Here is a 2521-nt window from a genome sequence, read left to right as displayed (position 1 = left end):
GCCAGTCCGATCTGCTTGAGATTGTTCTGGCACTGACTTTTGCGGGCGGCCTCGCGGGCCTGCTGGACGGCGGGGAGCAGCAGGGAGACGAGGATGGCGATGATCGCGATCACCACCAGCAGTTCGATCAGCGTGAAGCCGAGGCGCAGCGCGGGGCTGCGAGACGCTCGATTGGAAGACACGGATTGATCCCGGGAAGAGGGGGAACAGAAACGAAGTTGGTCCCGCAGCCCTCGCCGTGAACGACCGACTGCGGAGGCGGAACTGCTCAGTATTTTTTTCCGAGGACCTCCGGCCGGACGAAGGCGGAACGGCTCCCGGAGTCGAAGATTCCGGTCGTTTTCGGTCGCTCCCGCCCCGCCGCCGGCTTGAATGACGCCGCTCTCGGCACTGCTGCTGATGAATCAGGCAAACGGGCTCGGCGGCCGCCTCCGTCGAAGTCGGTCGGCGCTCCGGGAGGCGCGGCTTATCGCTTCGGTGCGCGGTCTTTCGCGGCGGCCGGATCGGCGCCTGCCGACGGGGCGGGGGCGCTTGATAGAAAACCGGCCGCGACTTTGTTGCGGCCGGACGTATAGAGTTCGATACGCCGGGGCGGGTCGGGATCCGGAGGGCGATTCCCAACAGCCCCGGGGAGCTACGACAGATACTCGTCGCGGTTGAAAGTAAAGGTGTTCGCCCCGGCGTTCGCGGAGACGGGAGCGGGGACGCCGACCGCCTGCGCCTTCGCCAACAATGCCCCGACCTCGGCCCGCTCCTGTGCGCCGGCGGCCGTCACGGTCAGCGGGAAGAGGTTCCCCAGCGTGTCGACCGCAGCGTGGGTCTGGCTGCCGTGCTGCATCTTGCGGCCGTCGAAGCCGGACCTCCCGCCGCTCTCCGGCGTCGACTACAGGGTGCGGGCGCCAAGGATCGCCGCGGACGGGTCTTCCCGGCGGTCCTTCAGCAGCCGCTCGACGATCCGCAGGTCGCGGGCGATCTTCTCAAAGGCCCCGGCCGCCTACCCGCGTCGGGCCTGCCGGGAAACCGCCTCCCACGGCGGGAAGTCGCGGGGCAGGTCCCGCCACGGGCAGCCGGTCTTCACGACGTACCGCACCGCGTCGGACAGCCCCGCAGCGGGCGCTCCCGCTGCGGGGCGTCCTCCCGCATCCGCGTCAGGTCAGGGCGGCCGAACTCCCGTTCGGGATCCGTCGCGTCGCTGCGGGGCCGTTCCGAAGCGTGGTCATCCCCGTCGCTGCTCCTAGAGGGCCAAGGTTGGCAACAGGCTCCAAGCGTCAGTCCGCCGGACGACGAACGCGGCCGACGAGGTCACATCCTTTCTTCGGGGAGCGTCGTCGACGCCCCGCCCCCCTCGGGGGCGACGCCGCTCGCTTCAGGCTCGAAGTTGGCGGGCGGCGTCGGGACGGTCGCGGGATCGATGAATTCCGGCTCGCTCGACGAGTCGCATCCTCCGCTGAGCAGACAGGCGAAGGAGAAAAGCCCCGGCCCGAAAATCTGGGCGGGCCGGGTCTTCAACGCAGACTGAAAATGTTTCACGTGTCTTTAGGGGCAGGAGAACGTCGTAGAAGAGGAACCAAAGACGATCAGAACGGGTTGCTTTCCGGCACGACGCCGTCATGCATCCCGGTCACCGCCCGGAACACCAAGTAATCGATCGAGCCGAGGGTCTGAACGGACCCGTCCCCGACCGCGAACTGAGTCACTCCCCCTGCGTGCTCGCTGTGGAACTGAAGGACGTTGTCGTCTCCGTTGCACCAGGAGAACCCGGGCCCGTTGGGGAAGGATTTGTCTTGGTGGTGCGGCAGGCCGCAGTAAGTGATTCCGGGGGGGGCCGACATCCACTGGAACGTGAGGAAAGGCGGCGGATTCCCGCCGTAGGGGTGGGCGAACCCGCCGTCGTTCTCGCCGAACATCAGCGTGTTGGACAAGCCGTCCCGCACGGACGCGAACTTGTTCTTGTCACGGCGCCAGAACATGCCCGTCATCTTGCTCCAATAAGAGCTGTTGAGATTCCCGAGCACGCCGGCGATCGGCAGGTAATGCGTTCCGCCCATCCGGCTGAAGCCGAACTCGTCCACCCAAACGCTCTGGTCCGGATAGTAGGTGTACGAAACGGTGCCCGAACCCCAGGACAGGAACCCCATGTTGAGTCCCGCCCCGTACTGAGTGTCGGAACTGGACGGACACAGCAGCGAGGGAAGCTTCGTATAGGAGACCGTCAGCGTATCGAAGGTCTGCGGATCGGTGTCCCCGAGCGTGACCCAGAAGGGGGCCCCGCTGTTCAGATCCACGTTCGTGACGGATTTGTCCAGCTTCTCGGAAACGACCTGATAGTCGAGGAAAGGCAGGATCTGCGGGAAGACCCCGCTGCGTTGTTGCCCGACGTGCGACTGGTTGATGTCGTCGCGGCCCAGAAATCCGACGGGAAGACGGCCGTAGGTGCTTTCGAAGTTATGGACGGCCAGTCCGATCTGCTTGAGATTGTTCTGGCACTGACTTTTGCGGGCGGCCTCGCGGGCCTGCTGGA

Annotated in this window: 4 protein-coding genes; all 4 read right to left on the bottom strand. The window is 66.0% G+C overall.

Going from position 1 to position 2521, the window contains the following annotated elements; all coding sequences use genetic code 11:
- Positions 1-182 (bottom strand): type II secretion system protein (locus tag ACG2DA_RS22390; RefSeq protein WP_395258862.1); only part of this gene is annotated, 182 nt, incomplete at its 3' end.
- A 452-nt stretch (positions 183-634) separates the two neighbouring features.
- Positions 635-838: a hypothetical protein gene (locus tag ACG2DA_RS22385; RefSeq protein ID WP_395258860.1), complete on the bottom strand. Its 204-nt coding sequence runs from the start codon at positions 836-838 to the stop codon at positions 635-637.
- A gap of 156 nt (positions 839-994) precedes the next feature.
- Positions 995-1102, bottom strand: coding sequence for a transposase (locus ACG2DA_RS22380; RefSeq protein WP_395258864.1), 108 nt, complete (start codon positions 1100-1102; stop codon positions 995-997).
- Positions 1103-1577: 475 nt separating this feature from the next.
- On the bottom strand, positions 1578-2521 hold a 944-nt coding region (locus tag ACG2DA_RS22375; protein WP_395258858.1), incomplete at its 5' end, for a DUF1559 domain-containing protein.

Origin of the sequence: Alienimonas sp. DA493 (genome assembly GCF_043951915.1) — a bacterium.
Taxonomy (GTDB): Bacteria; Planctomycetota; Planctomycetia; order Planctomycetales; family Planctomycetaceae; genus Alienimonas.
Note: the sequence above shows the minus strand (reverse complement) of the source record. Positions and strands in the feature narration are given on the sequence as shown.

What these genes read in the sequence shown, in the direction of transcription:
- ACG2DA_RS22385 (WP_395258860.1), bottom strand. Translation starts at nt 838, where the DNA reads ATGCAGCACGGCAGCCAGACCCACGCTGCGGTCGACACGCTGGGGAAC.